General features: G+C 56.1%; 25 protein-coding genes, 1 pseudogene and 1 CRISPR repeat array. Of the genes and pseudogenes, 7 read left to right on the forward strand and 19 right to left on the reverse strand.

The window, feature by feature from the left end; genetic code table 11:
• Window positions 1-3: 3 nt before the first annotated feature.
• The 18 genes and pseudogenes from QY316_08905 to QY316_08990 all read right to left on the reverse strand — a co-directional run bounded on the left by QY316_08905 (window position 4) and on the right by QY316_08990 (window position 20533).
• Entirely contained in the window at window positions 4-1962 is a 1959-nt protein-coding gene (locus QY316_08905; protein WKZ32031.1) for a TonB-dependent receptor, read from the reverse strand.
• A 144-nt stretch (window positions 1963-2106) separates the two neighbouring features.
• A complete protein-coding gene (locus tag QY316_08910) occupies window positions 2107-2895 on the reverse strand; it encodes a TonB family protein (GenBank protein ID WKZ32032.1) in 789 nt (262 codons plus the stop codon).
• Window positions 2892-3314, reverse strand: a complete 423-nt coding sequence (exbD, locus tag QY316_08915) for a TonB system transport protein ExbD (protein ID WKZ32033.1) — start codon at window positions 3312-3314, stop codon at window positions 2892-2894. Before exbD ends, QY316_08910 begins: the two co-directional genes overlap by 4 nt.
• Window positions 3305-3997: pseudogene (gene exbB, locus QY316_08920) on the reverse strand (tonB-system energizer ExbB). The gene exbD and the pseudogene exbB overlap by 10 nt, the downstream one beginning before the upstream one ends.
• Before the next feature lie 551 nt (window positions 3998-4548).
• Window positions 4549-4719, reverse strand: a complete 171-nt coding sequence (locus QY316_08925) for a hypothetical protein (GenBank protein ID WKZ32034.1) — start codon at window positions 4717-4719, stop codon at window positions 4549-4551.
• 730 nt (window positions 4720-5449) lie between these two features.
• A complete protein-coding gene (locus tag QY316_08930) occupies window positions 5450-6619 on the reverse strand; it encodes a Fic family protein (protein ID WKZ32035.1) in 1170 nt (389 codons plus the stop codon).
• A 755-nt stretch (window positions 6620-7374) separates the two neighbouring features.
• Window positions 7375-7842, reverse strand: a complete 468-nt coding sequence (locus QY316_08935; GenBank protein WKZ32036.1) for a prepilin-type N-terminal cleavage/methylation domain-containing protein — start codon at window positions 7840-7842, stop codon at window positions 7375-7377.
• A complete protein-coding gene (locus QY316_08940) occupies window positions 7832-8704 on the reverse strand; it encodes a hypothetical protein (protein WKZ32037.1) in 873 nt (290 codons plus the stop codon). Before QY316_08940 ends, QY316_08935 begins: the two co-directional genes overlap by 11 nt.
• 22 nt (window positions 8705-8726) lie before the next feature.
• The gene (locus tag QY316_08945; protein WKZ32038.1) at window positions 8727-9071 is read right to left on the reverse strand and encodes a DUF5666 domain-containing protein; all 345 of its coding nucleotides are present in this window, start codon (window positions 9069-9071) and stop codon (window positions 8727-8729) included.
• Window positions 9071-12280, reverse strand: a complete 3210-nt coding sequence (locus QY316_08950) for a PilC/PilY family type IV pilus protein (protein ID WKZ32039.1) — start codon at window positions 12278-12280, stop codon at window positions 9071-9073. Before QY316_08950 ends, QY316_08945 begins: the two co-directional genes overlap by 1 nt.
• The gene (locus QY316_08955; protein ID WKZ32040.1) at window positions 12252-12704 is read right to left on the reverse strand and encodes a pilus assembly PilX N-terminal domain-containing protein; all 453 of its coding nucleotides are present in this window, start codon (window positions 12702-12704) and stop codon (window positions 12252-12254) included. The genes QY316_08950 and QY316_08955 overlap by 29 nt, the downstream gene beginning before the upstream one ends.
• A gap of 1 nt (window position 12705) precedes the next feature.
• On the reverse strand, window positions 12706-13608 hold the full coding sequence (locus QY316_08960; GenBank protein WKZ32041.1) for a prepilin-type N-terminal cleavage/methylation domain-containing protein: 903 nt from the start codon (window positions 13606-13608) through the stop codon (window positions 12706-12708).
• A gap of 13 nt (window positions 13609-13621) precedes the next feature.
• Window positions 13622-14026, reverse strand: coding sequence for a prepilin-type N-terminal cleavage/methylation domain-containing protein (locus QY316_08965; protein ID WKZ32042.1), 405 nt, complete (start codon window positions 14024-14026; stop codon window positions 13622-13624).
• A 223-nt stretch (window positions 14027-14249) separates the two neighbouring features.
• Window positions 14250-15557 carry a sigma-54 dependent transcriptional regulator gene (locus QY316_08970; GenBank protein ID WKZ32043.1) on the reverse strand — a complete coding sequence of 436 codons (1308 nt, stop codon included), beginning with the start codon at window positions 15555-15557 and terminating at the stop codon, window positions 14250-14252.
• Between the two features lie 711 nt (window positions 15558-16268).
• Window positions 16269-17518: a CRISPR direct-repeat array (repeat unit 29 nt; unit sequence CGGTTCATCCCCACGCCCGTGGGGAACAC).
• A 186-nt stretch (window positions 17519-17704) separates the two neighbouring features.
• Window positions 17705-18055: a heavy metal-binding domain-containing protein gene (locus QY316_08975; protein WKZ32044.1), complete on the reverse strand. Its 351-nt coding sequence runs from the start codon at window positions 18053-18055 to the stop codon at window positions 17705-17707.
• Window positions 18056-18948: 893 nt separating this feature from the next.
• Window positions 18949-19182, reverse strand: a complete 234-nt coding sequence (locus QY316_08980; protein ID WKZ32045.1) for a hypothetical protein — start codon at window positions 19180-19182, stop codon at window positions 18949-18951.
• Window positions 19183-19199: 17 nt separating this feature from the next.
• On the reverse strand, window positions 19200-19814 hold the full coding sequence (locus tag QY316_08985; GenBank protein ID WKZ32046.1) for an outer membrane beta-barrel protein: 615 nt from the start codon (window positions 19812-19814) through the stop codon (window positions 19200-19202).
• A gap of 170 nt (window positions 19815-19984) precedes the next feature.
• Window positions 19985-20533, reverse strand: coding sequence for a hypothetical protein (locus QY316_08990; protein WKZ32047.1), 549 nt, complete (start codon window positions 20531-20533; stop codon window positions 19985-19987).
• A 219-nt stretch (window positions 20534-20752) separates the two neighbouring features.
• Here QY316_08990 and QY316_08995 point away from each other — a divergent pair, with 219 nt between their 5' ends.
• The 7 genes from QY316_08995 (at window position 20753) to QY316_09025 (ending at window position 23917) form a co-directional block, all read left to right on the forward strand.
• The gene (locus tag QY316_08995; GenBank protein ID WKZ32048.1) at window positions 20753-21079 is read left to right on the forward strand and encodes a helix-turn-helix transcriptional regulator; all 327 of its coding nucleotides are present in this window, start codon (window positions 20753-20755) and stop codon (window positions 21077-21079) included.
• Window positions 21080-21178: 99 nt separating this feature from the next.
• On the forward strand, window positions 21179-21424 hold the full coding sequence (locus tag QY316_09000) for a hypothetical protein (protein WKZ32049.1): 246 nt from the start codon (window positions 21179-21181) through the stop codon (window positions 21422-21424).
• A gap of 78 nt (window positions 21425-21502) precedes the next feature.
• The gene (locus QY316_09005) at window positions 21503-21763 is read left to right on the forward strand and encodes a type II toxin-antitoxin system prevent-host-death family antitoxin (protein WKZ32050.1); all 261 of its coding nucleotides are present in this window, start codon (window positions 21503-21505) and stop codon (window positions 21761-21763) included.
• Window positions 21760-22182, forward strand: a complete 423-nt coding sequence (locus tag QY316_09010) for a type II toxin-antitoxin system VapC family toxin (protein ID WKZ32051.1) — start codon at window positions 21760-21762, stop codon at window positions 22180-22182. The genes QY316_09005 and QY316_09010 overlap by 4 nt, the downstream gene beginning before the upstream one ends.
• A gap of 163 nt (window positions 22183-22345) precedes the next feature.
• The gene (locus QY316_09015) at window positions 22346-22945 is read left to right on the forward strand and encodes a plasmid pRiA4b ORF-3 family protein (GenBank protein WKZ32052.1); all 600 of its coding nucleotides are present in this window, start codon (window positions 22346-22348) and stop codon (window positions 22943-22945) included.
• Between the two features lie 139 nt (window positions 22946-23084).
• On the forward strand, window positions 23085-23489 hold the full coding sequence (locus tag QY316_09020; GenBank protein ID WKZ32053.1) for a nucleotidyltransferase domain-containing protein: 405 nt from the start codon (window positions 23085-23087) through the stop codon (window positions 23487-23489).
• Window positions 23486-23917, forward strand: a complete 432-nt coding sequence (locus QY316_09025; protein WKZ32054.1) for a DUF86 domain-containing protein — start codon at window positions 23486-23488, stop codon at window positions 23915-23917. The genes QY316_09020 and QY316_09025 overlap by 4 nt, the downstream gene beginning before the upstream one ends.
• Before the next feature lie 408 nt (window positions 23918-24325).
• On the opposite strand, the gene QY316_09030 is transcribed toward QY316_09025, so the two are convergent.
• Window positions 24326-24727, reverse strand: coding sequence for a helix-turn-helix transcriptional regulator (locus QY316_09030; GenBank protein ID WKZ32055.1), 402 nt, complete (start codon window positions 24725-24727; stop codon window positions 24326-24328).
• Window positions 24728-24836 lie beyond the last annotated feature (109 nt).

The raw sequence follows: 24836 nt of genomic DNA on the forward strand, positions 1-24836 counted from the left end.
AACCTAAAACTGCGCCCGCAGGCTCGCGTAGTAAAAGCGGCCGCGCTCGACAGTCGTGAAATTCCGGGATTTATCGCTCAGGCGCTCGTCCGTAAGGTTCTCTATGCCAACACCGAGCTCGACTCCGGGGGCAATCTCCTTCCTGACGTTCATGTGCCACAGGGTATATGCCGGCAGGTCCACCGGCGTATTTACGTTGTAAACCACCTGCTCGCCCGTGTAGACCCCGCGGACCTGGGGCTTTAACCCCCACGGGGCTTCGCTCCAGTCTACCCGTAGAGAGGCCGCATGCCTGGGCCGCTCCGCCAACGCGCGGTTGTTAGTCAGGTCGTCCGCCTCAAGCCACGAGTGGTTGAAGGAGACGTCAATACCGTACTGGAAGGCGTAGCCCAATACGAGCTCGGTGCCCTGCGTGCGCGCCTTTTCCACATTGAGATGCTCGTATACGCGCCCGAGCGGAGCAAGGCAGTTCGAGACGCAGACGTTCATTATCAGGTCGTCGATCTCGTTCCTGAAGACCGTGAGCTGCGCGCTCAGGGCACCGGCGCGGTACTCGGCACCTGCCTCATAGCTCTGCGAGCGCTCGGGCTTGAGGTCCGGGTTGCCCGTGAACGTGTACGGCCCCACAAAGATGTATTCCGGCGATATCTGCTTCAAGGTCGGCGCCCTGAATCCTTCGCCGTAGCCCGCCTTGAAGGTCCACTGCGGGTTGGCATGATAGACTATATATCCCTTGGGGCTGAGCTCTGAGCCGAAAAAGGCGTGGCTGTCGTTACGCGCCCCAATGGTTACTGATAGGGCGTCCGTGAGGAATATCTCGTCCTGGAGAAATATGGCCCGGTTTATCGCCTTTCCCTCGCCGCCGGCGAGGGCGGCGTGCTCGAGTATCTCCTCGCGGAACTCGCCGCCGAAGGTTACCAGCTGTTTTTTACCGAGCGGTATCGTCAGCTGCGCGTCCGCGACCCTGTCTATGAGCTTCTGGGACTCTGTTGGAGCCACAAGCGCGTTATCGGTCCGATTTTCCGCCTTCAGGCTGTTCTGGTACGCGTTTGCCGAGACCCTTGCCGCTCCGAACTCGCCGTGATAACTCAGGGAATTCTGCTCCCTGGTCAGGTCATAGCTGCTTACATGCAGTATGGTGTTGTTGCGGTTGAAGGTATTCCGCCAGCGCTCCTCGTCGCCACGGGTAAAGGTCAGCTCGAAACGATGCCCGTCGACGGGGGACAGGGTTATCCCGGCGGTGCCGGTAAGTAGGTCCTTGCCCTCAAGCTCGGAAATCCTCGAATCGATCGCGCTCGGCGTGGCCCCGACCCAGGCGTTCTGCACCGACAGCTTCAGTCCGAGCCGGTCCTGCACGATCGGACCCGTGAGGGACAATCCGAGCTGGTATTCGTCGCCGCCCCGCCCGTCCTCTCGCTTGCCGCCCATTGCGCTTATAGAGCCGCGCCATTCCTTGCCGACCGGCCTGGTGATTATGTTGACGACGCCCCCCATCGCGTCTGAGCCGTATAATGACGACGCGGGGCCGCGCACCACCTCTATCCGCTCGATGTCTTCGAGCGGGATCCAGGTAAATCCGTAGTCGGAATGCCCGATGTACTCATCAGAGGCCGTAATCCGGCGCCCGTCGACCATGAGCAGCACGTGCTTGCTGTCGAAGCCGCGGAGCCTTATCGTTTCCCGCCCGCTCAGGCCCTTTCCGGACAGGGTTATTCCAGGCACGTCGCGTATGGCGTCGACTATGTCGCGCGCCGGGCGCGACTCGATGTCCTCGCGAGTGATGACGGTCACTGAAGCCGGCACGTCTTCCAGCGAAACCTCCGTCTTTGTGGCGGTGACGAAAACGCCCTTCGATTCGACCGACTCGCTCTCGGCGGCGCCCGCGACCGCCGCGCCTGAAACCACGAAAGCCGTTAACAGACCGCATACTCCTGTAATGACCTTTCTTTTTTGCACTTCCATCTTTCTTCTCCCGTCTTTTTTATTGATTGCGGCTCGCGCCTGCCTATATAATTTAATATTGAAATTGAATGTCATTTTCATATGCTGAACAGGGTTTCGCACGGCGGGCCGCGCAAGCTGGCCGGCGTGGCTTTGCGAAGCCGCTCATCTCAGCGAGAAAAAAATCGGCACCACCAGTTCAAGCTGCTCTGACGCGATTTCCATCGGCAGGGCCGGGAGCGGCTCGGAACGCCTGAGTAGCGCCATCGATTCATGGTCCAGGGAGCTTATGCCCGAGCTTCTTTCTATATCCAGCGAGACAACATCCCCGCGCCTGTTCATCACAAACCTGAGGTAGACCACCCCTTCCTGGCGGCGGAGCCTCGCGTCCCTCGGATATCGCTTGTTCCTTTCCAGATGGGCCAGGAGCCTTGTTTCAAACCTCTCAATGCCCAGCCTGGTGGCCGCGGCCTGAGGCGGAGGCCCGGGTTCATGCTCATCCTCCCGGCCCCCCTCCCGGGTTTCAACCGAAGCCTCGGAGGCAGAGGCGGCAGCCTTTGGCTGTGCTTCAAACGCCTCTGGAGTCGGTTCCGCCTCTCTTGCGCTTAAGCTTGCCGCCTCCTGGAGAGGCTTCTCAACAGGCTCCTCAGCCGCGTCCGGCTCAGTCCTGGCCGGCTCCGCCAATACCGGCCGTTCGATCGCTTGATCCTTTTTCACGGCCTGTTTTTCGGCTGAAGCAACGGCCTTTTCGATTTTCGGCCTGCTCGGGGTCTCATGCGACGCCTCGGCAGGCGCATTAGCAAACCCGATCCCTATCTCGAATTCAAGCGGCAGCCCTGCAGGCTCCACGTCAACTGCATGCCCGGCCAGGTATAGAGTGATCGCCAGGTGCGCGAAGGCCGCAGCCATGAAGCTTGCGAGCCAACGGCGGCGCTCCCCGGAGAATATTTTCATCTCCGGACTTCCTCGCGTCCAACCAGCGCGACCTTCAGGTAGCCTGACGAACGCAGGGAATTGAGCACTTCCATGAGCGCCTCATAGGACACCGTCCTGTCGGCCCTGAAGAAAATCCGCCTGTCCCTGTCATTCCCCGTGGCCCTGTCAAGGGCCGGCGTGAGTTCATTCAGCGCTACTGCCGAGTTTCCGAGCACGAGGCTCAGGTCTGACTTCAGAGTCAGGTAAAGCGGCTCCTCGGGCCGCTCCTGCGGCGCGGCGTTTGAAGCCGGTAAGTCGACCGGCACGTCGACCGTTGCGAGAGGGGCGGCGACCATGAAGATTATGAGGAGGACGAGCATAACGTCTATGAATGGAGTGACGTTTATCTCATGGTTCTCGCTTAGGCCGTCGTCGCTGCGGTCGAGCATTACGCCCATGAGCCCTCCTCGGCCCCGGACGGCCCCGCGCCCCTATCCATGTCGCGGGAGACGAGCTTTTGTATCTCAGAAGACACATCGGCCAGTTCCGCCTTCGTTTCCGATATCGAGCGCGCGAAATGGTTGTAGATGACTACCGCCGGGATTGCGGCGATAAGCCCGGCGGCGGTCGCAAGAAGCGCCTCGGCAATGCCGGGCGCGACGACCGCCAGATTGGTCGTCTGGGTTTTCGATATACCGATAAAGCTGTTCATTATCCCCCAAACCGTGCCGAACAGGCCGACAAACGGCGCGGTCGAACCGATGGTGGCCAGAACGCCCGTGCCGGTCTTGAGACGCCTCCCAGCGGACGCCTCAACCCGTTCGAGACTCAGCGCGACGCGTTCCTTTACGCTTGTGTTTGAACGGGAGCCCCCGGACAGGCGCAGCTCGGATTTGGCGGCGTGGAGGAGCTCACCGGCCTCGCCACCCTTCACGCGTGCGGCAGCTTCTTCAAGCGAGGCGGCATTCCGCAGGTCCTCGACGGAGCGGCAAATCCTCTTTTTAGCCGAAGACAGCTCTCTCGTCTTCGCGATCCAGACTGTCCATGTGAGCACGGACGCAAGGACCAACCCGGCCATCACGGCCTTAACGACGGCGTCAGCCGCCATGAACATTCCGGAGATCGAAAGGTCATGCGGGATAGATGTCTCTGCCGACGCATCAACAGCACCGAAAAGCATGGCAGGCAATACATAAAATATGAGCCTGCTTAAGCCCGGGGGCTTGATTACGGGACGGAAAGCCTTCTTTAATTTGAATAATAATGTTCCATATCTCATATGCGATCCCTTCCATGGCTGAAAAAACCGATGTCGCCTTCATGTTCCGGGTCCTTTTACCGTGCGGGCGGAAGCGCGGCGGCGGACAAAGGAGGAGGAAAATCCGCCGCCGCGCTTCACACCCTGCCCCTTCTCTCCACTCCAGGAGTCCCCGGTCCTGTAGCGGAGCTGGTTCGAGGGGAGGCCGCGCCTGCAACTCACATGCAGGCAGGGCCAACGGCTTAAGCCCTTGATACCCTCATTTATTACGCCCGAGAAGGAACTGCCCCCATTGCCTTGCGCCCGACTTAAGTCTCAATCGGACCAATTCTGAAATTGAATATCATTTTCATTTTGTGGCGTCAAGCTGTTTTTTTTAGTGAGCTGCCAATCCTTAGTCGGTTTTTATTTTCCAAGCGAGAGTTTGTTCTGGTTTACTGGGGGTTTTCCTGCCGGGGGCGCTTAATGCCCCTGGCTTCTGACTCGAAGCCGAGGAGCATGGACATGAATGAATTTCCGTGGAGACCAGCTGAGTTCACGACTCTGTCGAAGACGATCGCGGCCATAGCCATGTACTTGCTTTTAGATGTAGCTTTTAATATCATCGCGAATATCTCGCCACGAACACGAGCGCGAACCCTACCCCGGTGAGTGTGCCTTTGGTAACAAGCGGGACCGTCCAGTCGGGGCGTATGCGGCCGCCATGACCGCTGCCCGCCCGCCTGCCGAACGGTCCCGCTGTTACGCCGTCTGGCCAGCCCACAAAAGGCTTACGCCGTCAAATGCGAGTTTGAATATGACCCACATGTCAGCTAAAATGAGCGGGGCCAAGCACCCTGTTCAATACTATCGAGTCCGTCTTTTCCGCCAGTTCCACTTTCGCGCTAAGGTAACCATCTAAAGACACTTGCTGCAACAACCTTCCATGTCGATACCGAACCAGGACGCAATTTCGTCTGGACCCAGGCTCTGCAGCTCAAGCCCCTTTGAATCGGTTATCCTCTGCAAAGGCAGATAAACATTGCGCCCTCCTTTTTTGAAAATAATATTCATTTTCAATTAAAAGTCAGGCACAATAAAAAACACCGGGAGCCAACTATGCATTCACAGGACCCCTTTTCCATCAAACAGAAAAGGGGTCCTGTGTCTGTTCTAGTAGCCGTAGAACTGGTTTGTGGGGCTGCTTTGGTAATATTCGTATATTACGCTAAAGGCTGGCTTTAATTCTTTCAAGGCCGTTTTAACCCATTCAAACCCGATTATCTCTTCTCCGACATGCCCGCTGGAATCGTCGCAGTTCCCAGCGGCGCATGCGTTTAAGTCCGGCCAGCTTTGTCACTGCCCTGGCAATCCGGCGCCCCGGTTCATTATATCGATGTAACGCGTATAGCTAAAAAGCCGGTTGCGCCTTTTGGCGGTCAACTCCCGCACGATACCAAGACGCTCCAGATGGCCCAGACACTTGTTGACCGTGGCCGGAGTTATGCCGGTCTTGTCCACCAGATAGCCTGCTGATGCAATTGGATGCTCCATCAAGGCTCGGTACACCTGTAAGGTGGAAGCCGCAGCCCTGCCAAGTCCGAGGACCTTGGCACGGTCCTTGTTCGATAGGTCGAGAAGCTGCTGGGCCGTTTCCACCGCCTGGGTCGCGGTAACAACTACCGCCTCCGCGAAAAAATCGAGCCAAGCTTCCCAGTCACCTGTCAGGCGGACGTTATTCAGCAGTTCGTAGTAGTATTGCCGATGCGTCTTGAAGTAGAGGCTCAGGTAGAGCATCGGGGAGCGCAATACCTTCTGCTCGCACAAGAGCAGCGTTATCAATAGGCGGCCAAGACGGCCGTTACCGTCCAGAAATGGATGGATGGTCTCGAATTGCACATGAGCCAACGCCGCTTTTAGCAGCACTGGCGTAGGCTCGGGCTTATCGTGCAGGAACAATTCAAGTTTGCCCATGCACTCCATTACCCGCTCGGCCGGAGGCGGAACGAAGGCGGCGTTGCCAGGCCGCGTTCCTCCAATCCAGTTCTGGCTGCGCCTGAACTCGCCCGGCGTCTGATTGCTGCCGCGCCCCCTGGCCAGCAACACGCCGTGAATCTCTTTGATGAGACGCAGCGACAACGGAAAACCATCAGCCAACCGGTTCAGCCCATAATTCAGGGCGGCAACATAGTTGCTGACCTCCTGGACATCGTCAAGCGGTACACCCGGCTCCAGATCAAGCTCAAATAACAGCAGGTCGGAGAGCGATGACTGCGTTCCCTCAATCATGGAGGAGAGCACAGCCTCCTTGCGGACATACATGTAAAGAAAGCGCGAAGTGTCCTGTAGCAGCGTGGAGACGCTGTCTAACCGGCCGAGCGCCAGCAAAGCCTGGTCAAACCTGTTACGCAGTTCCGGTGTCCAGTCGACGGACGGGCGCGGCGGTAGCGGCGCGGGTACAAAGGCCTTGACCTTCTCACCCACGGTAGACACAGTCACATAATGTCCTTGGAGCTCTCGCTTCATTTGTCCTGCCACGAACCTAAAATAAGATATCTTGTTATTTTAATTTAAAGCCAAATCATAAAATAACAAGATAGAAAACAAAAAGCAAGGGCATTTTCTAACTTAAGAGTCAACTCTGAAATTGTATTAATTTTGTATTAGATTTGGCGGCAGACAGTGGAATTCTACAGCCTCGTTTGACTCCTAAGAAAATCTCGCAACCCCTTGGTTCATAAGGCAAAACGTAAAATCAAGTCTGATACCGGGGAGTTACGATTTTTTGCCTCAAACAGCCTGGCAGTCTTGAGGTCAGGGGTTCGATCCCCCTCTGCTCCACCAAGAAAAACAAGGGGTTACGCGTTAAGCGTAGCCCCTTGTTTCTTTGGACTGTTGCAGCTTTATCCAGCACCTCTACCCAGTCCCTCAAGCTCTCGGGTAATGATGCGAATACCTCTGTGTCATTTTTATATCCTTATGCCCCAAGCTTCGCTATCTTGTATAGATCTACACCGGCCTGGGCAAGCCCTTGTGGCGAAGGTATGGCGGAGGTCAAGGATGCGGCTGCCATTGGATTGCGCTGCAACCAGAATAGGGGTCCGCCTTCGCGCGGACTCTGGATTTGGTCCTGTTCTTAGACCGCTCTTCTTCGCTCAGTTCTCTATTGCGACAGCCCTTCTTCTGGGTAAAGTCCCTAGCCTTCGGCGCATGCTCCCGGATAATGCTGCCTTGCCGCGAGTCGCCCCATACCCGCGTTTCGATGGCCCACCCGCTTTACCTCAAGTGATCGAAGCCCTTCCGCTAGTGGCGTTCAGGTTTATGCGGAACCTTACTGCCGCGTACGGGTCCTTTATGCAGAGGGTCGCGGCCTGGGCCGAGCCGTTGGGCTTGAATGTGATGTTCAGGCCCGCGGTGCTGACGCAGGCGTCTCCGCTCGCGTAATTCGCGCTCCGGGGAAGCTCCGTCCACTGCCTTACAGGCGTCCATACGTTGCTGCCCGAGGGGCGGTCGCCCCTGGCCAGCCTGAACCTCTTTGATGCGAAATCAACCTCCACCCTGTGCTCAAGGTTCGTGGACATGGCTAGCTGCTTGCAGTCCCTGAGCCCGGCAAGCATGCTCCAGGCCGCCTCCTTGAACTCAAGCGATTGCGACCACCTGTAGAGCGACGGGACCGCTATGGCCGCGAGCACGCCTGCTATGCCGATGGCGATTATCGTCTCGACGAGCGAATACCCGCTATTCCGCATCCTGCCCCTCCTTTCCGACGGAAAGCCTGAACGACTGGAGAGCGCTCCCGCCGTGGCCGTCGTCCGCTGATATCACGACCTCGGCCTGGCCCTCGCCGCCCTTTGCCTCCCATTCGAGCCTGTTGCCGTTAAGCGTCATGCCCTCGGGCTTTTTTTCAAGAGTGAAGCTTACCTCGTCGCCGTCCGGGTCAATGGCCTTTACCTCGTAGATAAAGAGCCCGGAAAACTCGGCGGGCGGAGACGATACGAAGCGGGGCGGGGAATTCGCCGCGGAGATGCCCGGGACCTCGAAAGGCTCGCTCTCGTCGTCGCCGTCAAAGGCGGCCACCCTTAATGAAATCTCCTCTCCGCGCCTCACGTGCTCCCCGGAAAGGGCCTCCCCGTAAAACCGCTCGCCGTTGACAGACCAGACGAAATCATAGCTGAGGAGGTCGTTATCCGGGTCGTGCCCCTGGGCCTCCGCCGAAATCCCGGTGCCGGAGCCAAAGACCTCAGGCCGTATCCTTACGGATAATATCGAGGGGGGCATGTTCGCGGCCACGGTCTCGGCAGATGATTCCATGCCCCCGGCCCCTGCCGTGACCCTTATCGTATCGCCTTTCCTGAACGTGCCTTTCCCGAGCGTGTCGCCGTCCGCTTCGACTGCCTCGCCGTTTACCTCCCAGAGGAACTCGACCTCTCCGGCCTGCCCGCTTACGACGGCTCTTACCTCGGCTCCAGCGCTCGGGCGCTCAGGCGCGAGAACGACAGAAAAGGCGCCCTGGTTTTCATCCGTCAGGGTCCAGGGCTCCTCGGGCGCGCTATCGCCTTTACAGCCAAACGCGAGGGCCAAAGGCGCCAGGAGAAGCAGGAGCCGGAACATCCGGCCCGCAAATGACTCGACCTCAGGGCGACTGCATGAAATCATACCTCTTCTTCCCTTCCCTGCCTTCGGGCAGTATGTATATCTTTTCAGCCTCGATGCTCCCGTCCGGATAAGGCACGCCTTCCACATAGACCCTCTTTTTCGGTTCGAGGCTGTAATAGGCGGCCTCCCTGCCCGATGCGTCGTAAAAAGAGGTCTCATGCGTGACGGCCACCCTGTGTCGCTCGTTAAGGACGAAACCCGGGCCGTCGAAGCCGCTCACCACACCCTTCAGAAATTTGTATTCGGCGATGCCGCTCTCCTCCGCGCCGCACGCCGTGGCGAAGGCAAGGAGGATTATCCCAATCCAAAACGCGTTCCTCATCAGCGCACCTCCCTCCAGTAGAGCGGGATGCTCGAACCGCCCTCTTTCACATCGGGCTTTATTATGGCGCCGCCGGAGCCGATAAGCGCCGAGAACCCGCCCGGGCCGACCGATGTCACGATGCCCGAGGCCATGCCGGGGCCTATCACCTTCGACCTGTCTGTACTGTCCTTTACCGGCCCGTTGTCCTCGCCGCCTTCACCGCCGTCCGGGACAGGGTCGTTGTAGGGGTTATAGTTGTAGGCCGCGGCGGCGGTCAGGTAGTCGACGGCGTAGAGCCTTGAGGTGCCGCTGCTGTCGGTCGAGCATACGCCTGCCGTGGAAGCGGGCTCGTATGTCGTATAGTAGGCTACCTTGCCGAAGACGGCGGCCCCGGCAAGGGCCTTTTCCCCGCCGTTTTCAAGGTCTATGTACCAGCCGTACACGCCTTCAATGTCCACATAGTCCACGCTGGTGGCGTCCAGGAGGTCGCCGTCGGTCCTTGCAGTCGTCTGCCCTGCGTCCTTCAGGGCATAGAGCCTGTCGGATACGCCCGTGGATAGCGGGTGCTCGCGGTCGCCCGTTCCGAAGAAGAGGAGCTCGTAGCCCGGCTCAAGCGCTACCGATGGCTTGTAGAAAATCTTCCTCCCGCCGCCCGCGCTGAATATCTTTTCTCCGTCCCAGGAGGACGTAAGAGTCGAGCCGAGGCTTAAGCGCCACACGTTCCCGGCAAGGTCGCCCGCGTAGACGGTATCAGCGTAGCCGTTCCCGTTTACGTCAAGCACGGCCATCTGCGAAGGCATGGACCTCGCCATGCCCGCGTCGTCCGCGCGGGTGTAGCCCCATATCTTCCAGCCGCTACGCGCAAGGCTTATCGAGCCCGGCGTCGTTATGTCCGCGACCTCTACGACGTACATGCCCCTCCCTGTCGTGGACTCGCCCGCAGGCTCGAGGTCCTCGGCCAGGTTGTCGTATCCGGCGCCTATGAAGGCCGCGACCTTCCTTTTTACGACCCCGGCGACGTTCACGCGCACCTTTGCGAATACCGGCTCGGACCAGCTCTCCGCAAGCTCGGAGTATTCGGTATTCACCCCGGACGGGCTCTCCGTGGAGCTTATCCTCCAGAGATACACAGGCTGGTCCGGGTCTGTCACGTCCAGCGCGTAATAATAGCCCCCCCCCCTACGCTCCCCGAAGATCACGATGACCCTGTCGCTCCCCGCGTCTATCCTGCCGTCTCCGTTCGCGTCAAAGGTGTATGCCACGGGGGACGAGTCCACGAAATAGGTGTGGACGGCGGCTGGCATGTGCTTGAGGTTCGGTAGGAGGTCGGGCGGGACAAAGGCCCATCTTTCGCTTCCGTCGCAGTCGCTGAAGGCGTGGAGCATGCCGTCGTTCGCCCCGACCAGGACTATCGACTCGTTCGCGCCGCAGTTGCCCTCGTCTACGTACGAGTACCTGTCATACTTCACGACCTGGGGCCTGGAATGGAGCACGTCCCCCATTATCCAGTCCCTCTTCTCGTCGGTTACGCCGTTCCCGTCCTCGTCGTAAGAGTCGTATCCGTGCACGTATCCTATGAGCCGGCCTTTTTCTGTATCGTCCGAGAGCCCGAGCATGGCTGCCGTGACCGCCGCGTTAGAGGCCGAAAAGAGGTTTGTCGGGTCGGTCAGGTCCGCGCTCGAACCGGTGTAGGTGTAGATGTTACGGGGGGCGGTCCTGGTAAGGAGGGCCGCCCCGGCGCCGCCGCGCTCCACCTCGCCGCCGTCCGGGGCCGAGCTCCAGAACGACACGGCGTTCTCCCTCAGGCTCCCGTCCGAGTTGGTCGCCCTGGCGCCGCTGCTGTCCACCACGTCGCCATCGGCGTCCAGGCCGAATTTCTTGAGGTTCCCGCTCCAGAAGGCCTTGCCCTTGGGCTTGAAAAAACCCATATATATCCTGTCGCCGGAGTAGGTGCGGTTCTCGGGGCTTACCGGGAGGACGGGCGCCACGAACGACGTGTTGTCCTCGACTATTATCGAGAGTATCTGCCTCAGGGATTCGCTCAGACCCGCTGTCGAGTCCGCGGAGTAATACTCGCCGCCGCCGTTATAGGCCGTCTCCCTCAGGAGCTCCTCCGCATACTGCACCCCTGCGAGGCCGAAGCCTATCGTATACGTGACCGCGTACTGCCTGCCGAAGGTCCTCTCCTGACCCGTATCTGGCAGAAGGTCGGTCTCGTAAATGTATTTGGCGACGTCGTCCAGGTAGTCCGAGCCCTGGGAATCGTAGACCTTATCAGGGTCGCCCGCCGGCTCGAACCGGTCGCCGTCGCAGTCGCCGTCATTGCAGATGCTCCTCAAGACGGGGCTCCTGTCCTCCGTGGACATGCCGTCGCTTATGAGTATTATGTAGTTCTTCTGGCAGCTGTACTCTATGGGGCTCGAATATACGTAGCTCCCGTTGAAGGCCGTCCTCTCGCCCTGGAAATACTTCATTGCCTCGAACATGGTCTCGGCAAGGGGGGTCCAGGTGCTCGGCTCCACGTTGTTTATGGTATTGACGAGCGCGGTCCTGTTGGTGGTAGAGCCCGAGAATATCTCCTCCATGTCCTTTACGTAAGCGTCGTATCCATTGTGGCCGTAGCTGTCGCCCACGCCCGCGACGTGTCCGCCGTTCGACTGGTTGAAGAGCATGAGCCCGAACTTTACTCCCGAGGTGGTGTTGACGAGGCTCGAAAGCACCTCCTGCGCGACCTCCATCTTCGAGCGGTAGCCGCCGCTGGCCGTAAGCCAGTTTACGTAGTTGCCGAGCGCGAAGCTCCCGGTCGTGTTGGTGCAGGTCCCGTTCGTCCGGAGACGGCCCTGGTAGAGCCCGCTCTCAAGGAGGGCGCTCCTCGCGGAGTTGCAGCTTATGGAGTTCACGTCGCTTATGTAGTTGACCCACTTTCCCTCTATGGCCCTCCACCTGTACACCCTGTTTGTCTCGCAGGGCTGTCCCTGGCAGCCGTCGCCCGGCGGATAGACCGTAGCCGAGTCGTAGGGGCCGCCCGAGACTATCTCATCGTCCATGCTGCCCGAGTTGTCGAGTATGATAAGGACGTTCGGCTGAATGGTCTCGGTGGACGCGCCGTAGATGACCGTATCGCCCGGGTACTGGTCCAGCGCCGATGAAGCCGGTGCCGCCAGGTGCGAAGAGGCGAGGAACGCGATGAAGGCGAGGCTAATTTTTAGGGACGATCTTTGCGACATTTACCTCTATCTCCGTTCTTGAGTTGAGAGGGCCGGCGCCTTCCACGTTCACGGCGAAATAGTTTGCCTCGAACTCGGTCGCGTCCATCCCTGAGCCCCTGGGCGGGTTGCCGCGGGTCAGGTATTCAACCGTACCCGAGGCGTCGCTCGTACCGGATTCGAGGCTCACGCCGCCCACGGGTATGGCGACCGACCCCGTGCCTACTGCCGCGTATATGGCCGGGTCGCTCTTGGCGTATTCTACGCCCCTCTCCGCGGCGTAGAGCGCCTCGTTCATCACCTTGTAGTTCTTTGCGCCGAGCATCTCCGAGCTTGAGGTCGTGAAGACGATCCCTCCCAGCATGCTCATCAAAAAAAGAGCTATAAGGGCTATGACCAGTGCCATCCCGCTCTCGTTGCCCGCTATCTTCTTCGTCTTCATCATGTCACCTGTTCCGTATCCTTGAGATTGCCGCGAACTCCCTGGTCTTCGGCGAGCCCGAGAGCGCCGCGGTTTCCACCGTCTCGCCCGATACCGTTATCCGCACGTCGCGGACGGACGAGAGGTCGGCAGGGGCGGCGGTCTCAGCCGTGCTGCCGTCCAGGACATATCTGAACTGGAGGCCGCCCATGTTGGTTGCAACGATGGAGTCCTCGGACGGCTCGTTGTTCACTATCCTCATCAGGCAATCGCCTGCGGGACACGGCACGTCCGGGGCGCACGCGGGGGCCGGCCCCATGCAGTACCTCACGGTATTCGGGAAGGTATCGGGCAGGGACTGCCCGGTCCTGGCGATAACGAACCCCCTCTTGAACTCCACGGCGCCTCCATCGAACTGCGGACTCAAGGTTATGCTCGGGGCTGCGGCGTTTTTGGAGACCACCGTATACGCGGTCTCCGCAGGCTGGGCCCGCTCGCCGGGGCTTAATATCCTTACCGAGTCCCCGGCGGCAAAGCCGTCGAGATCGCGCTCGGACGAAACCGCGAGCGTGAAGGCGGCCCCTGACAGGATATCGACGGTCAGGTCGGCGTCCACCCTGCAAACGGCCCCGTTAGCGGCGGCGGTATTTATCGTAATGAGGTCGCTCGCCGCAGGGCCTGCCCCGTCCATTGCCGATTCGATGGGGTCCTGCCCGTCCGGCACCATGAGCCCGGCCATCCTCAGGTCCTTGAGCATGCTTTGGACCGCGAGCCTCAGGTTCTGCTGCACGTCAGCGACGTCCGTCTCGATATAGGCGACCTTGCGCTGGGTATTGTAGACCGAGAATATCGCAGCAGTGACCAGCCCGAGGATGCCCATTGCTATGATGAGCTCTACGAGCGTAAAGCCTTTGTCGTCCGTTCTCATCCCTTGCCCCGCCTCATAGCACGCTCTTAAGCGATGAATACCTCGCCATGCGTCCGCTGCTTGTCACCACCACCTCTATGCTCGCAACCCCGGCGACCGGGGAGTTGGGAGCTACCGAGTAGACTGCAGAATACCTCCTGCCCTGCACTACAAGGCTTATTTCGGCAGAGGACGGGTCAAGGTCGTAGACCGCGTTCGCGATGCTGGACGAGAAGACCGGGTCTGAGCCGTCCCTCGACATCAACTCCTCGAGCACCGAAACAGCGACCGAGCTCTCGGCGGCCACCATGTGCGCGAACCGTCCTGACTTTATTCCAGTCGTCATCATCGTGGCAACGCCCAGTATGCCGACCGAAAGTATCGACATGGCGATGAGCAGCTCAAGAAGCGTATAACCTTTATCGCCGCATTTGCCCATAGGTCCCCCGTAATTTAGAGTGTCGTGAGGAATAATCGCAATACCCATGCCATGCCCATAGACGCGGCTAACCACTTGTTTCTGCTATTTAATTTTTCTTGGGCTGGATTTCGAAGCTGCGATTGGTGTGCGGTTTTGGCACACCCGTATGATGTGCCTTTGTGACTTTAATCACTAAATATGTGGAATTATTTGAAATTCGTTGGTGTGCGCTTTTGGACGGTCAATCCACAGAGTACTTTTCGAGCTTCCTTAGAAGCGCCCTTCTGCTAATCCCTAATGCCTTTGCAGCCTTTGTCCTGTTCCCCCCGAATTCGTCGAGGACGGCAGTTATGTGCCCTTTTATGACGTCTTCGAGCTTTTTCGGGAACGGCCCGGCACTGCTGGCCCCTGGCAAGGACTCTATTATTTCCGCGCCGAGGTGCTCTATCTTTACGAATGGCTCGCTGGCGAGTATGGCCGCGTGCTCGATAACATTTTCGAGCTCCCTGATGTTGCCGGGCCAGTCGTAGGCCATGAGCGCCGCCTGTGCGGGCCGCGACACGCCCGCAACCTCTTTTCCGGTCTTTTTGCGGAAATTATCGAGTATGTGCCTTGCGAGGAGCGGTATATCGTCCTTCCGCTCCCGCAGAGGCGGCACATGTACCGAAAGCGGCGTAAGCCTGAAATACAGGTCCTCCCTGAACCTGCCCTCGGCTACTTCCTTTTTCAGGTCCTTGTTGGTCGCGGCGATCACCCTGCACGAGGTCTTGAGGGGCTTTGCGCTACCGAGCTTCCTGAACTCGCCGTTCTGAAGCACCCTCAAAAGGTGCGGCTGGAACGAAAGCGGCAAGTCTCCTATCTCGTCGAGGAAGACTACACCTTCGCCAGCGGTCTCGAATACGCCCGTCTTGTCGGAATTGGCGCCCGTGAAGGCGCCCTTTACATGGCCAAAAAACTCGGATTCCACGAGGCTCTCGACGAGGCCGCCGCAATTGCAGGCCACGAAAGGCTGACCGGAAAGGGGGCTCAGCGAGTGCAGCGCCTTGGCAACGGCCTCCTTGCCCGTGCCGGTCTCCCCGGTAACGGTCACCGTCTTGTAATACGGGGCTATCTTTCTCAGGAACCTGAATAGCTCGAGCATTCGGGGGTTCCTGGCGACGATGCCGGCATAGGTGTATTTCTCGACGAGGAGCCTCTCCAACTCGTCGGTTTCGCTCATCAGGTTTACGTGCGCGACGACCGACTCGACTGCCGCCCTGAACCTCTCCCTGTCTATGGGCCGGGTAAAACAGGCCGTCGCGCCCATCTTCAAATGACCGATGGCGTCCGCGCACCTTTCCCCGACCACGAATATCTCGGCCCTCGGGTCGGCTGCCGTTATCGATGGAATAAGCTTTACCGACTCTTCAAGGATTATGAGATGGTAGGAGCCGCTGAGGGCCTTCAGCACAAGCTCTTCTTTTTTACAGGTCTTCTCGACGGAATGCCCGGAAAGCAAATCCCGGATATCCGACGCAGTACCTTCTCCGTACAATAGTACCTTGAGCATCTCTCTTTCCTGAGTGGCTATTTCCTGATATCCTTGTTTTCCTGTTTTATACCATTTGCGCTTGAAGAAAGGCCAAAAAAAAACCGCGATTCGCCATTCCCCTTCCGGCACATAGACCCTGTTGCCGTCGGCCAGCCTGCAAACGGAAGATAAAGCAGCCTCTACCTGTCCAGCCTCTGAAGGCATAGAGAGTCCACCAGGACTGACTGACCGATTAGCCTCGGCTCCCACTGTTCGTGAAGTCTAACTCGATTGCGTACTCATAACTAAGACCACGTGCGCTTTGTCTTCGAATTAGAACTCGCTCGATATGGGTTTCCCGTCCACGCCGTTGCACTCCAGCGCTCCCGTAGGGTCGACTAATGGCCCTTGCTGATCACCTCGCCCTTCATCACCGTCGTGTCGCCGCCCGCCTTCTTGAGCATTCTGAAGAGCCCCCTGACCCCGGCGAGGTCCATTTTGACGTTTATATCCATACTTGATATATCCAAACCCTGTTTGATATCTCATATCGTGGAATGATGGTTGGGCTGCCCGCCCCGATAACGGTTATTCCTACCCGCCATGCGGCAGAATGGGAGTGAGGGCCCTAATGGAGCGCGCTGAATAGCGCGCTTTCATCATTTCGGCCTGGTCCATATGAGCCTTACGACCCGCTGCTTATTTAGATAATTCATGTCCGTTGTCGGAACCATGCCGCCTCCTTTAGCCCGGTTCATCCCCACGCCCGTGGGGAACACACAAACCCCGCGCCCGCGCCGATTGCCGCGCTCGGTTCATCCCCACGCCCGTGGGGAACACAGCTCGTCATACCCGGCCCACAGCTCGACCTGCGGTTCATCCCCACGCCCGTGGGGAACACTTTACCCGGATTTCCTGCACCGCGAAGTCGAACGGTTCATCCCCACGCCCGTGGGGAACACGGGACGTAATAGTGGACTATGTAGGCGTTCAGCGGTTCATCCCCACGCCCGTGGGGAACACGAGGATATATCCGCATACATATTGAACAGAGTCGGTTCATCCCCACGCCCGTGGGGAACACGCATAGTGACCCGTGAGGTCTATTTGAGCGACCGGTTCATCCCCACGCCCGTGGGGAACACCAAAAGTGTAGACCCGCCGACCCTCGGGTTGACGGTTCATCCCCACGCCCGTGGGGAACACGAAGACGTTCCGCCGGTGAAATACTATGTCCTCGGTTCATCCCCACGCCCGTGGGGAACACTCGTAGAAGGGTATGTATTCGAGCACCCTGTCGAGGTTCATCCCCACGCCCGTGGGGAACACTAGAAATCATCACGAGTGGCCCTAAACCACATCGGTTCATCCCCACGCCCGTGGGGAACACCCCGGTGATGCTCGTCGAACTTTTTTTTCGTGCGGTTCATCCCCACGCCCGTGGGGAACACATGTAACCATGCTCCGGAAAGAAACGTTTGAACGGTTCATCCCCACGCCCGTGGGGAACACCATGGCGGGCTTCTATCTCAACCTCGTCCTTACGGTTCATCCCCACGCCCGTGGGGAACACGCCCTGCACGCGCTGGAGGGCTTTTAAAAAGACGGTTCATCCCCACGCCCGTGGGGAACACTTGCCCGTCTCCGTTTCCGGCTGCTCGTGATGCGGTTCATCCCCACGCCCGTGGGGAACACTCTCGGTGCAAACACCATTGCATATCAGCCTGCGGTTCATCCCCACGCCCGTGGGGAACACTCTCGGTGCAAACACCATTGCATATCAGCCTGCGGTTCATCCCCACGCCCGTGGGGAACACACAAGCACCAGAAGTGGGAATATTTTTTCCTGCGGTTCATCCCCACGCCCGTGGGGAACACTTTTTCAGTGCATGAAGCACCTCCGTTCTAGCCGGTTCATCCCCACGCCCGTGGGGAACACCCAAAGAGCCGCCCGATGAACTCTATCATCTCCGGTTCATCCCCACGCCCGTGGGGAACACATTGGAATGAGTTACTCCTCTCAAAAGGGCTCCTGATACCGCAGAGATATCGAATTCGATTTTTATTTCTTATAAGATTCAGTCTCTGAGTCAACAATGGTCTCACAATGGCCCAATCTCCTCAACCTGTACCAATAGACCGGTCGAGGAGATATTGGACGGGTTGTTTCAGCTTCAGGAGGATGACTACCTTTTAATCAGGACCGCTGTACCGGTATAGGTCACCTTGGAGACCATCCACTGGGAGCCCTGCTGCTGATAGCTCCCGGTACTCATCTTAAGGTCGACGACCCCGTTTGCTCCGAGCTCAAGGGCACGGTTCATAAGATTATAGAGGGCTTCTTTCTCCGCCAGCTTGAATTCCTCCCCGAATGAAGCGGCCGTGTCCGATACCCCGCTGACGACACCTATGATATCGAGCTCCTTGCCAGGGATGGCGCTTGAGGTGACTACAAGAATCTTCTCCCCCAGTTCCTTGCACTTCTTCTCCGTATCTGCCAGCTTGGCAGTGGCTCTTAGTCTTGCTGCAATGATCAATATACTACAATCACAGCTCCGATTAAAATTATTGTAAGCATTTTTTCTATTCTCCTTTTTCTGAAAACTTAATCAGTCATTTACAGACAAGACAGGTTCTTCCTATCCACCTCATGTCGCCATGCTTCAATTTGAGGTACTTCCAATAACTCTGGAAACCTTACTGGGGCTCGGGATTCGATGCGGCTGACTGTGAATCAGCTTGGTCCTAGCGGCCTTTATGGGTTCGAATCCCTCCCCCCTGTAAGGTTTTAGCCCCTATGGGCCGTGAACGGCGGCATTGATGTAAGTGCAATGAGCTTCATTTTCACAGCCGCCGTTCTCCTCATCACCTCCCTTCTTGAGAATTTATCTATCCCCCACACCAGGAAGCCCTATGGCTTCCATTTGCTATCTCGTCTTCCTTTCAGCCTCTATTTTCCGGTCATGCCGGCGTACCAGGTATGTCCCGACGAGGCCTATGACCGTCATTACCGCAAAGAATATCTCCAGCGTTCCCATAATTTAGCTCCTTTCAATGCCACAATTTGCAGTCCTTTGATTTTAAATATCTTTTCAAATGCCTTTTCTTTTTTTCCTTTTAATTGTCCTACGCCTTAAGATGATTTATGAGGTCCCGTATAGGCGCTATGGTCAGTAATATAGTCATGAGGTCCGCCGTTACGGCTATGAGCTGCTTGATAAGCCCTGCCATGTATCCCCTCCTTTCCGCCCCCAAGGCTACTTAAAGCCCCTGAGGCCGTTCTCTTTGTTTTCCCAGTATCAATTTGCGTGTTTCGTGTTGCCCGTTTCGTTATCCCTGCCTTGCCCTCCAATCACTATTTTCCGTATTTTCCACTCAGCTTCATGATAACATACCGTTCGGGGGCAAAAATTTCGTGCCCGTTCTCGAATCAGTTCTGAAGCTCCTCCCTGGCCTCCTCTGCAAGAGCCAGAATCCTTATGAGCTTCTTCTTTGAGGCCATCCTGGTTACGTAATGCCTGAGTTCATTGGAATCGAGCTCGAAGCTCAGGAACTCCCCGCTCTTTCTGTCAAGGAGGCTTATCCTGAGCCCGGCCTTGCGGATGCTTATTCCCATAAGAAGGTCCGCTTCTTTCATCGTTCCCCATTCTTTTATGAGTGGCATGGTCATTTGTAACTCCTTTACAGCTTATATATGAGGTTCAGGAAGGTGCTGGTAAACCTGAACGAGCCTAATTTGGTTGTGGCCATATGATACTTGAGGTCTGCACCTACGCCGACACGGTTGGTAAACATGTACTCAAGACCAAGGCCGGGGACCAGGCCCCAGCCCCGGCGGGTCCCGTCCTCAGGGTGGATGTCCTCCCATTTGGTCTGGTAGTAGCCAAGCCCAAACGAAACATATGGCCTGACCCCGTATGCCAGGAAAGCATCGGAATAACCCCGTAAGCTCAAAATGAGACCGAGCAGCATGGCGTCCGCATTCGAGATGGACTTGCCATGGGCCTCCCAGATGTCCTTGGAAGCATCCCAGGTAGTGCCCTGGTACGACTGGTACAGAAAATCGAGCCGGACCTCGGTGGATTCCTCGATCTCTGCGCCTATCCCGAGGTTAAGGCCGTAGGTCAGCTCGCCATTTAATCCGGAGGTCAGTTCATATCCCAAGGACAATTTTGTATCCCCCAATTGTGCCCATGCCATGGTAGGGCTTAATATGATTAGAACGAAGGCGATCAGAACGAATATCCTCTTCACGGCTGTTCTCCATGTTTGTTTTTTTATCGTTTTAATGTTCATTATTTTCGCCTTCAATCCGCATATGTGCCTGAAATACAAGGACTAATCACCAATCCGATTAAAGAGAAATTACTCCACCCCTGCCCTGACACAAGTACAGGGCAGCCGAATCCGCCATCTCCCCCGTTCAGTGCGTATCCCTTTTAGCTTTTAATCAGCAGACGTGGAACCTATCTGGGCAGGATGCCCCCGGGCTCGGATACCTTGGAGCTCTTTATAAGCTCAGCCCCGGGGACAAGGGTTGAGAGCTTCTCGGCTATCTTGTCCAGACTCCGCTCGGCTGCGTCCTCGTTACTGCCTACGAGGCCCTTTTTAACCGCCGAGTTGACCATCCCGGTGAGCCCGTCTCTGTGGGTCGTGGTGCTTACGACCACGATATGGACTCTGGTGCCTTCCCTATATGGATAGAGGCAGGCGGTGTAGTTATCCGACTGGGTAGTGCCGGATCTCGAGAAGCCGCCGCTATTTGAAATAATGGTATACGCATTAGGGCACTTGACCGTCTGGAAACTCATGCCGGCTCCAAAGGGCATCGCTATCTGCTGGAGGCCCATCTCGAAGTTCCCGGGCCTCTCGGGCAAGGTATCCGATACGATTCCTCTTGTGACCATGAGGTTGCTTGCCCTCACGGCCATGGCCGTCTTTACCGGCTCGACGAGCCTCTCCGGGCTCATCGAAAGTGGCACGTCATAGCTCCTGAACGAGGTCACGGATTCCATGCGAGGGGTAGTAGCGCAGCCTGCCAACACCAGAAAACCTAAACAGATTAAAAACAGTCTCATAAGTATCAGCCTCCTTAAGAATTGAAATTGAGCAAAACTTCAACCAGATGGGTAGAATACTCTACCTAAAAGGGAAATTTTTGTCAATAGCTTCTACCATATCAATAGTTTCAATCCTCCGATAATTCAGGGAAATTATCCGGACCGGAGGTGAGCATGAAAAAGGATATGAATAAGCTGTTCGGGAACAGGATCAAGAGCCTCAGGAAGAGATTGGGCTATTCGCAGGAGAAGCTTGCGGAAATGACTGAAATAAGCTCAAAGTATTTAAGCAGGCTCGAGACGGGAGACCAGTTCCCGTCATTGGAGGTGCTGGAGAGGCTTGCGGAAAACCTTAATGTCGAGCCAAAGGACCTTTTCGAGTTCTATCATGAAGAACAGAGTCCGAGAAAGCTCAAGGAGACCCTAACGGCCCTCATAACCAAAGCGGACGAAGAGGAACTGCGCATACTGGTGAGGATTGCCAGAGCAATACTGAAGTAGCAGCATATGTTTATTTGTATCCAGATGAATCGTCTGCCGTCCCGAAGACCTGGACAATGGTCCACTCCTTCTTTATTGATCTTATGCAGTTTATGGGGCGTGAGTACGAATACATTCCCGCTCTCAAGGGCCGACCTGAAGACCAGGTCTTGCATATCCGCGAAGTTAAGCGTCCGTCCGGCGTCGCACCCCAGGGATTCCGCAAAGAGGCTCCTTTCGCGTTCTGTGGCGCCTCCATGCATCAGCCTCGTCCTCGTCCATGCCAAACGCGAACCTGTCGATGCGCGCCTGGAGCTTAAGCCCGGTGCTCACGGCATTTATGCAGAGGGTGTTTATGGCCCCTGAGGCCAGGGAGGAGACTTGACAAATAACCATAATTTTGGTAAAAAGTAGTTATAAATAATAGTGGAGGTAGTCCTTTATATGCATACAGTAGGCATAAAAGAGCTCAAGGCCAAATTAAGCAGCTATGTCGATAAAGCCTCGCATGGTGAAAAAATCATCATAACCGATCACGGGAAAGAAGTGGCCCTGATAGTGCCCATTTCAAGTGAGCGCCATGCTATAAGCTCGCTAATGGAGGCCAATAAGGCGCAATGGGATGGCGGAAAGCCGTCGGGGTTAAAAGGCATCCACATCAAGGGCAAGCCCCTTTCGGAGACCGTGCTGGAGGAAAGACGTTGATCCTTTATCTCGACACCAGCAGTATCGTAAAATTGTACATCGAGGAGGAAGGGACGGAAGCCGTAAGAAGGTGGGCCGAAGAGGCTGAAGTGTTGGCCACTTGCCGGGTAGCCTGCCCGGAATTTATTTCCGCCCTTACACGGCGCTTTAAAGTAGGCGATTTATCCAAAAAAGAGTTCCGGGCCCTGGTCGACGGATTTTTAAAAGAGTGGAGCGAATTCGCCGTAATAGACTTTGACGAGTTGGAGGCCGCCCGTCTTGCCGAAAAACACGGGCTGAGAGGCTTTGATGCCATTCATCTTTCAGCATTGAAATTATTAAAAAAAAGAGATAATAATATTTCAGTGGCTTTTTCCTCTTTCGACAAGGAGCTGAACCGGGCCGCCGCCTCGGAGGGATTCACAGTCTTGACCACCTGACAGTCTCCGACCCACTCCGAGGCCATTTTGGCAACGGTGACCTTTACATCGGCCATAACATATGCAGCTTTAACTCGAATGAGCTAACTCCGAGTTTTTCAGCAAGCTGCCAAAGAAAAACTGTCTATCTGAATACCTCTGAAATCCAAAGAAGGATTTCATAATGGCGAGCAGGTTCGAGAACGTCTATGAATTCAAGATTACATTGCTTGGAATCGATCCGCCGGTATGGCGGAAGATCAGGGTTCCCGAAAACTATACGTTCTGGGATTTGCATGTAGCAATACAAGACTCGATGGGCTGGATGGATTCGCATCTCCACGAGTTCAACTTGAAAAACCCTTCAACATCGAGGAAAGCTGTTATCGGTATTCCAGACGACTCGTTCGACGACAAAAGGGGTGTCCTGCCTGGTTGGGAGCAAAAGATTGCTGATTACTTCTCACCAAAGAACCCAAAGGCAGCCTATTTATATGACTTTGGGGATGATTGGACGCATGAGGTAAAACTCGAAAAGATACTCGCTCGGGAAAAGGGCAAGCGCTATCCGGTCTGCATTGCCGGCGAGCGTGCGTGTCCGCCTGAGGACTGCGGCGGGATATGGGGTTACCAGAATTTTCTAAAAATCATCGCCAACCTGGCCCACCAGGAACACGCGGAAACGCTCGAGTGGGTCGGCGGTTCCTTCGACCCGGAGCGTTTCGACCCCAAAGGCGTCCTTTTCGACAACCCGAAGAAGCGCTGGAAACTGGCGTTCGAGTGAGTTTCACTGCCTAATTCGGTTGTCTGCCCTCCGTCCACCATTCCAAGCCGTCCTATAAACGCACGTGATGACTCCGGATGTTTACCTGTTGATTTAACCCACCTTTTGTGGAAGAATCTACACACAGGAGGCTTGCAATATGCTTTCCATATCCGACATAAAGGAGAGGCTTGCTCCCCTTTTCGATGCTGACGGCCTTAGTCTAATCATCTTGTTCGGATCCATGGCCTCTGGAGCTGTCCACGCCCGAAGCGACGTGGACCTCGCCTTTCTCTATGACGATAAAGTAGACATCCTTGAGCTTACAAACAGGACTTCTGCGCTGCTTGGGATCAACAGGGTCGACTTGGTAGACTTGAGGCTCGCAGACCCCCTTCTTAAGTTCGCTATTGCCAAGACCGGAAAGATCGTCTACGAGAGGTCGCCGGGGGAATTCAGCGAATTCTACTCCCTCGCTTTCAGAAGATATGTGGACACGAAAAAGCTCCGGGACGCCCAGGAAGGCTCCGTAAGGATGTTCCTGGCTGAAAGGGGGCTTTCGTGAGCCCGTTTGAGAAGGATATCCTCAGAAGAAAGCTTGCCGTGATCGTTGAATGCCTGAGAGCCCTCGCTCCCATAAAGGAGATGGAACCCGATAAATACGCAGAAGACATCTACAAAAGGAAAGCGACCGAGAGACTCCTGCAGGAGATGATCGAGGCTGCGATAGACATAAATACTCACATAATCGTCTCGGCCGGAGGAGGAGCCCCTGAGGATTACTTCCAGAGCTTCATCAAGCTCGGCGAGATGGGTGTTATCCCTGTAAAGCTGGCCAAAAATCTCGCCCCCTCGACGGGCCTGAGAAACAGACTCGTCCACGAGTACGACGACACCGACAACACGATCGTCCTCGCCGCCGTCAAGATGGCTGACGACCTCTACCCCCAATATATCGGGGCGGTAGAGGCCCACATAAAATCGACTGACTGAACCTATCAGGATGTTGAAAAAGTCCGTCCTGGACTTTTTCAAGCGCGACTTGCCCGAAGTGAATTCGTGCAAGTTTTACAAATTACTCGACTTTTACAGTCTCGCAATTTGGCACTCCAGCCATGGCTTGCCTTAGCAGGGTGTTTTTCAACCCTGCTAGAGCTATTGAGCTTTTCGCGTAATTTCCTTGACCTGCAATTTGGAAAGCATATTCCTTGCATTTATCTAATTTGCTCTCATTCGACAATCTATCAAGCTTGATGGGATTTACAGGAAAAATTCCCTTTAGCGCTCAAAAGCGCTCTACAGTAAGATTATGTGTCAAAATTTTCGGAGGAGATTTGAATGGGAATTTTCACTGGAATAGCAGGGCATGGAATTTGAGTCTGGTTCATCTCCTGAACGGATTTAGGAGTTGATTATCTCGATAATTTTTTTAAGTTTATGGAACTCATTTCTTTTTTTCGCGCGCATATCAAGCAGAATGGAAATCAGACTTGATATCTCGGGAGGGTACATATCCAGATCCCGGGAATGCCTTTCCTTGCAAAGTTCCGTACAGTACTTATAGAGATCAGGCCTCGCTAGCTTGACCAGCCGACCGAAATCGCCCTGCAGCGTTTCACTGATTTTCCATAGAGTATCAATATCCAGCTCCTTCCCCCGCCTGCCGTGCATCCAGTTTTGGTATGCCTGGGCAGTAACCCCTATTTTTTCGGCGACTTTCCTCTGAGTCCACTTTTCGTTGGTCTTTCCGGTAAGCTCGGCCCTGAGCCGCTCCAGCTCTTTACCTAAAGATGTCTTTGGCATATATCTTCCCCGGATGAGAATGCTGCAACTCCCGCTGGCGGTCGGGATTAGAAGAAAATAATCTAATTAAGAGCCGCGCTCAAGTTATGCAAATTTGAATGCTGCGCTT

The sequence above is a fragment of the Thermodesulfobacteriota bacterium genome (assembly GCA_030583865.1).
Taxonomy (GTDB): Bacteria; Desulfobacterota; GWC2-55-46; order GWC2-55-46; family GWC2-55-46; genus UBA5799.

Coding starts and splice junctions, on each gene's coding strand:
- QY316_08985 (WKZ32046.1), bottom strand. CDS start 19,814: ATGAACATTAAAACGATAAAAAAACAAACATGGAGAACAGCCGTGAAG.
- QY316_08925 (WKZ32034.1), bottom strand. CDS start 4,719: ATGATATTAAAAGCTACATCTAAAAGCAAGTACATGGCTATGGCCGCG.
- QY316_08990 (WKZ32047.1), bottom strand. CDS start 20,533: ATGGAATCCGTGACCTCGTTCAGGAGCTATGACGTGCCACTTTCGATG.
- QY316_08965 (WKZ32042.1), bottom strand. CDS start 14,026: ATGGGCAAATGCGGCGATAAAGGTTATACGCTTCTTGAGCTGCTCATC.
- QY316_08955 (WKZ32040.1), bottom strand. CDS start 12,704: ATGATGAAGACGAAGAAGATAGCGGGCAACGAGAGCGGGATGGCACTG.
- QY316_08945 (WKZ32038.1), bottom strand. CDS start 9,071: ATGAGGAACGCGTTTTGGATTGGGATAATCCTCCTTGCCTTCGCCACG.
- QY316_08980 (WKZ32045.1), bottom strand. CDS start 19,182: ATGCCACTCATAAAAGAATGGGGAACGATGAAAGAAGCGGACCTTCTT.
- QY316_08970 (WKZ32043.1), bottom strand. CDS start 15,557: ATGCTCAAGGTACTATTGTACGGAGAAGGTACTGCGTCGGATATCCGG.
- QY316_09020 (WKZ32053.1), top strand. CDS start 23,085: ATGCTTTCCATATCCGACATAAAGGAGAGGCTTGCTCCCCTTTTCGAT.
- QY316_09030 (WKZ32055.1), bottom strand. CDS start 24,727: ATGCCAAAGACATCTTTAGGTAAAGAGCTGGAGCGGCTCAGGGCCGAG.
- QY316_08905 (WKZ32031.1), bottom strand. CDS start 1,962: ATGGAAGTGCAAAAAAGAAAGGTCATTACAGGAGTATGCGGTCTGTTA.
- QY316_09005 (WKZ32050.1), top strand. CDS start 21,503: ATGCATACAGTAGGCATAAAAGAGCTCAAGGCCAAATTAAGCAGCTAT.
- QY316_08935 (WKZ32036.1), bottom strand. CDS start 7,842: ATGCGGAATAGCGGGTATTCGCTCGTCGAGACGATAATCGCCATCGGC.
- exbD (WKZ32033.1), bottom strand. CDS start 3,314: ATGGGCGTAATGCTCGACCGCAGCGACGACGGCCTAAGCGAGAACCAT.
- QY316_08910 (WKZ32032.1), bottom strand. CDS start 2,895: ATGAAAATATTCTCCGGGGAGCGCCGCCGTTGGCTCGCAAGCTTCATG.
- QY316_08930 (WKZ32035.1), bottom strand. CDS start 6,619: ATGAAGCGAGAGCTCCAAGGACATTATGTGACTGTGTCTACCGTGGGT.
- QY316_08950 (WKZ32039.1), bottom strand. CDS start 12,280: ATGTCGCAAAGATCGTCCCTAAAAATTAGCCTCGCCTTCATCGCGTTC.
- QY316_09015 (WKZ32052.1), top strand. CDS start 22,346: ATGGCGAGCAGGTTCGAGAACGTCTATGAATTCAAGATTACATTGCTT.
- QY316_08995 (WKZ32048.1), top strand. CDS start 20,753: ATGAAAAAGGATATGAATAAGCTGTTCGGGAACAGGATCAAGAGCCTC.
- QY316_08940 (WKZ32037.1), bottom strand. CDS start 8,704: ATGTTCCGGCTCCTGCTTCTCCTGGCGCCTTTGGCCCTCGCGTTTGGC.
- QY316_08960 (WKZ32041.1), bottom strand. CDS start 13,608: ATGAGAACGGACGACAAAGGCTTTACGCTCGTAGAGCTCATCATAGCA.